The organism is Vibrio sp. M260118 (genome assembly GCF_036533755.1).
Classification (GTDB): domain Bacteria; phylum Pseudomonadota; class Gammaproteobacteria; order Enterobacterales; family Vibrionaceae; genus Vibrio.
Genome location: NZ_JATABG010000261.1, coordinates 1 through 5,182, shown reverse-complemented (window position 1 = coordinate 5,182; position 5,182 = coordinate 1). Strand labels below are relative to the sequence as shown.

Here is a 5,182-nt window from a genome sequence, read left to right as displayed (position 1 = left end):
CGGCTTGATCTTCTCCAACACCAATATCGAGTTGTAAACCCTCAATTAACCCCATGGGGTCAATAAGGAAGCTGCGTATGATAGACGGATAGAGACTTTTAAAATCTAATACTAGAACTGAATCGTATAGATTCGGGATAGAGTCCATCACGTAACCGCCCGGGCTCGCAACCCAGTTTTCTGACTGAAGGTTAGGGGCCACATATCCAACACGGTGGATTTGCGGTAGATAGAGGTTGGTAAATGCAGCAACGGAGCCACCAACGCGGTCCAGTTCAACGCCAGTGAGTTTGGAACGTTCGATGGCAAAATCAAGTAAATGAGTATGAGTGAATATGCGATTCACTAGGACGCAGTCTTGCAGGTTGTATTTCGCGAGTGAAAGTTTGTCGTGATGAAACATGCGATTGATTTCATCCATACGGTCATGAACATTATGAATCTGTTTACCTTCGCCGAGTAACTCTTGTGATACCGATTCTAGTGACCAACTCCGAAAGTGGTATGTGGCGGTTTTCAGTGCGTCAATGCCATCAATCACGACGCGGCCAGGAATGGAGATAAAAGCTTGTTGAGTGGTGTTAGATGTACGGAAGAAACTGGACTGATGGCCTCTGCCCAACATAAGTTTTACTTTGTTCCATTCGGCACGTTTGTGCAGAAGCTTGAAGTCAAAATCTATTACATTCCAACCGATAATAACATCCGGGTCATATTGCTTGAACCAATCCACTAGGGCGATAAGTAGCGCTTTTTCGTTGGCCACCCATTGAATATGGGTTTCAGACGGTTCTGGCTGGCCAATCATTATTACGCGACTGTCCCTCGAGCTATCTAAGCCTACTGAGTAAAGAATACCTTTTTCAGAACACTCAATATCTAACGAAACCACATTTAGCTTTGGTGTGTAATCACCTTGGCGACATTTAGCTTGTCTATATCTTTGGTGGCGAACATTGGTTTGTCTAGAGCCTGTAAACTCAATACCGCCTTTAATAAACCGTTCCATCAAGAATCGATCAGCTAGGCGGATATCGTTTTCTAAGACGGTAATGTCATTGTGTTCAAATAGGTCAGATAGCGATTGAGAGTGCTTAATCGTTTGGCAATAACAGGCAACGACGGGTCGAAGTTGAAAGTCCTTGAGCGGAACGGTTTTCCATTCAATAGTGGAGTCGTTGGCAAGTTGAATTGCGTCCTCTAACTGTTCTTTATAGACAAAGAAAACAGGGCGTTCACCTTCTACTAATAGTTGGGTTGGGCCTTGCGGGGTAGACAGCCACAAATCGATTTGGGTTGTGAGGCCAACATCACGAGCTTGCCGAGTGAGTACGAATCCGTTTTGAATAGTCATTGAGTTATTTTTCTGAGAAGAGCAATTGAAAAGCATCGACTGCGCTAGACTAGCACAATAGCAACCAGAATTATTATCTTGATAGGAAGAAGTGTCGAAAGTTAAATAGTTATCCGCGTAACTTGCGGTGAGTCACCTTATGTACTGGTTGAAAAATCATCAATACTAGACTTTAACTCCTTGATTAATATGTTAATTACAATTTAGGTATCAGTTATGATAATTAGTACTTGCTAAACTTTGCGTTTGAGCACATATTCAGAGTAAGCGAAATTAGTAATTTGAGTTAAACTAGGCGATTGTACTGTAATCCATATAATCATGGATTCAGAGCCAAGTTAATCGAGTGTGGAGATACAAGTTTGATAAATGTTTTCCTTGTAGATGATCACGAGCTGGTTCGCACAGGGATACGACGTATTATTGAAGACGTCCGTGGAATGAACGTGGCAGGGGAAGCTGAGAGCGGTGAAGAAGCAGTAAAGTGGTGTCGAAGCAATCATGCTGACGTCATTTTGATGGATATGAATATGCCGGGTATTGGCGGTCTTGAAGCGACCAAGAAGATCTTGCGTTTTAATCCTGATGTTAAAATCATCGTTTTAACTGTTCATACGGAAAATCCGTTTCCAACTAAAGTGATGCAAGCAGGTGCCGCAGGGTATCTGACTAAAGGCGCGGGACCAGATGAAATGGTCAACGCGATCCGTATGGTGAATAGTGGTCAACGCTATATATCACCAGTGATAGCTCAACAGATGGCACTAAGCCAATTTTCTCCGGCTTCAGAAAACCCATTCGCCGATCTGTCTGAGCGCGAGTTGCAAATCATGATGATGATTACCAAAGGGGAGAAGGTGACTGATATTTCAGAACAGTTAAGCCTTAGCCCGAAAACGGTAAACAGCTACCGCTACCGTCTATTCAATAAACTAGACATTAGCGGAGATGTGGAATTGACTCACCTAGCAATTCGACATGGAATGATAGATACCGAGACATTATAAGGCACTGTTACCATCATTGTTTTTCTAACCTTCTATATGGTAATGGTATGAGCCAATTTGATTCGGCTTCTTTCCTCAAAACAGTAACCAATCAGCCCGGCGTTTATCGAATGTATAACGCCGATGCTGTGGTTATCTATGTTGGTAAAGCCAAAGATCTCAAAAAGCGACTCTCAAGTTATTTCCGTGCAAAGGTAGATAGCGAAAAGACGCGTGCCCTCGTAAGCAATATTGCTAAAATCGACGTCACTGTGACTCACACAGAGACCGAAGCGTTGATATTAGAGCACAACTACATTAAGCAATATTTGCCCAAGTACAATGTGCTATTACGCGACGACAAATCTTACCCTTATATCTTCGTTAGTGGTCATAAGCACCCTCGCTTATCGATGCATCGCGGCGCTAAGAAACGTAAAGGTGAGTATTTTGGCCCTTATCCCGATTCGGGCGCGGTGAGAGAAACGCTGCACCTTCTGCAGAAAATCTTCCCAGTTCGTCAATGTGAAGATACGGTGTATAGCAACCGAACTCGACCTTGCTTGATGTATCAGATTGGTCGTTGTGCTGCGCCTTGCGTTAGTAGCATTATTTCTGATGAGGATTACGCTGAGATTGTCGATTTAGTGCGTTTGTTTTTACAAGGTAAAGATCAACAGGTACTTAGCTCTCTCGTTGAGAAGATGGAGCTGGCGAGCCAATCACTGCGTTTTGAAGATGCAGCTAAGTTCAGAGACCAAATACAAGCTATCCGCCGTGTGCAGGAGCAGCAGTTTGTGTCCGAAGATTCGATGGACGATATGGATGTGCTGGGCTTTGCTCAAGAGAATGGCATCGCTTGTATCCATATTTTGATGATTCGTCACGGAAAAGTATTAGGTAGTCGCAGCCATTTCCCTAAGATTCCCAATAGTACGACTCAACAAGAAGTTTTTTACAGTTTTTTAAGCCAATACTATCTCAGTCACAATGAAGCGCGCACGGTACCGACACGCATCATACTCAACCGTGGTTTAATAGACGATTGTGACTCTCTCGCAGAGGCATTGTCTGGAATTGCGGGTCGGAAAGTGCATTTTCATGTCAATCCGACAGGAACGCGTGGTCGCTATCTTAAATTGTCCAATACCAACGCGCTGACCGCAATTACAACTAAGATCAATCATAAGATGACCATCTCTCAACGCTTTAAAGAGCTTAGAGAGCTACTTGGTACGGAAAGTATTGCTCGCATGGAGTGTTTTGATATCTCCCACACCATGGGGGAGAGCACCATTGCATCGTGTGTCGTGTTCAATCATGAAGGCCCGGTAAAACAAGAGTACCGTCGTTACAACATCTCGGGTATAACTGGGGGTGATGACTATGCTGCGATGGGGCAAGCGTTGGAGCGTCGTTACTCTAAGCAGCTCGACGTAGAAAAAATTCCTGATATCGTTTTCATTGATGGTGGTAAGGGCCAGCTTAACCGCGCCCATGAAATTATATGTCAATATTGGGGTGATTGGCCTAAGCGTCCCCACTTGATCGGGATCGCAAAAGGGGTAACTCGTAAGCCAGGTTTGGAAACTTTGATTACGGTCGAAGGGGATGAATTTAACTTGCCAAGTGATGCTCCAGCTCTGCATTTGATGCAGCATATTCGTGATGAAAGCCATAATCATGCCATTGCGGGCCATAGAGCTAAGCGTGGTAAAACGCGTAGAACCAGTGCTCTAGAAGGGATTGAAGGGGTTGGTCCAAAACGCAGACAGGCGTTGCTCAAATATATGGGGGGGTTACAAGAACTTAAACGAGCTAGTGTGGAAGAAATCGCCAAAGTGCCAGGTATTAGCGTTTCTTTGGCAGAAAACATTTATCAAGCATTGAAACAATAGTAAAAATCCCGCACCATAAGGCCCGGTTTGAAGCACTAAATACAAACATACGCACACAAAAAGAGCCTTAAATAAATATGCGTTTAAATATCCCGAACATATTGTCTTTGTTACGACTTTTTCTCATACCAGTATTTGTCGTTGTATTTTACCTTCCTTATAGTTGGGCTCCTTTCGCTGCGGCGATGGTTTTCTGGGTCGCAGGTTTTACCGATTGGCTAGATGGAATGTTAGCGCGAAAACTGGGCCAAACTTCCCGATTTGGTGCCTTCATTGATCCGGTTGCGGATAAAGTACTGGTCGCGACTGCACTTATTCTTATTACTGAACATTACTACAGTATTTGGGTTACTATTCCTGCCGTTACCATGATTGCTCGTGAAATTATTATCTCTGCACTGCGTGAGTGGATGGCAGAAATTGGTAAACGCGCTAGTGTTGCTGTCTCTTGGGTTGGTAAAGTCAAAACCGTCAGCCAGATGTTTGCTTTATGGGTGCTGATTTGGCGTTATGATGATTGGATGATCTGGTTAGGCTATGCGGCGCTATACATTGCTACAATTTTGACTTACTGGTCGATGGCGCAGTACCTGATGGCTGCAAAAGATGATTTGTTAGATGAAGAACATCACTGATTAAAGCGGGCATTGGCCCGCTTTTTTGTATTTGATGTGGGGGTAAACTCAATTAACTTGGTGGATTTGCTCGATTATTTACGAACAAACACGCTAATTTGAGTCGTTTTGCACGTTTAATAGACAAACGATTTAAAATTTCAAAATTAGTGTTGACTCGTTAGTTCGAATGGGTAGAATGCATCCCGTACCCAAGAGGAATCGAGTTAAACACTCTTCCACTTGGTGTCACAGAGGCGCGTTGGCAGAGTGGCTATGCAGCGGATTGCAAATCCGTGGACCTCGGTTCGACTCCGGGACGCGCCTCCA

At 44.0% G+C, this 5,182-nt stretch carries 4 protein-coding genes and 1 tRNA gene; 4 read left to right on the top strand and 1 reads right to left on the bottom strand.

Going from position 1 to position 5,182, the window contains the following annotated elements:
- Nucleotides 1-1,354, bottom strand: a 1,354-nt coding sequence (locus QTO00_RS14425) for a DNA polymerase II (RefSeq protein WP_331425416.1), incomplete at its 3' end; no start/stop codon positions are given.
- 362 nt (nucleotides 1,355-1,716) lie between these two features.
- Here QTO00_RS14425 and uvrY point away from each other — a divergent pair.
- From uvrY to QTO00_RS14405, 4 genes are all read left to right on the top strand, one after another.
- The gene (gene uvrY, locus QTO00_RS14420; protein ID WP_331425415.1) at nucleotides 1,717-2,361 is read left to right on the top strand and encodes a UvrY/SirA/GacA family response regulator transcription factor; all 645 of its coding nucleotides are present in this window, start codon (nucleotides 1,717-1,719) and stop codon (nucleotides 2,359-2,361) included.
- Between the two features lie 47 nt (nucleotides 2,362-2,408).
- Nucleotides 2,409-4,238, top strand: coding sequence for an excinuclease ABC subunit UvrC (uvrC, locus tag QTO00_RS14415; protein ID WP_331425414.1), 1,830 nt, complete (start codon nucleotides 2,409-2,411; stop codon nucleotides 4,236-4,238).
- A gap of 77 nt (nucleotides 4,239-4,315) precedes the next feature.
- Nucleotides 4,316-4,873, top strand: a complete 558-nt coding sequence (gene pgsA / locus QTO00_RS14410) for a CDP-diacylglycerol--glycerol-3-phosphate 3-phosphatidyltransferase (protein WP_331425413.1) — start codon at nucleotides 4,316-4,318, stop codon at nucleotides 4,871-4,873.
- Between the two features lie 235 nt (nucleotides 4,874-5,108).
- Nucleotides 5,109-5,182 (top strand) — tRNA-Cys (locus tag QTO00_RS14405).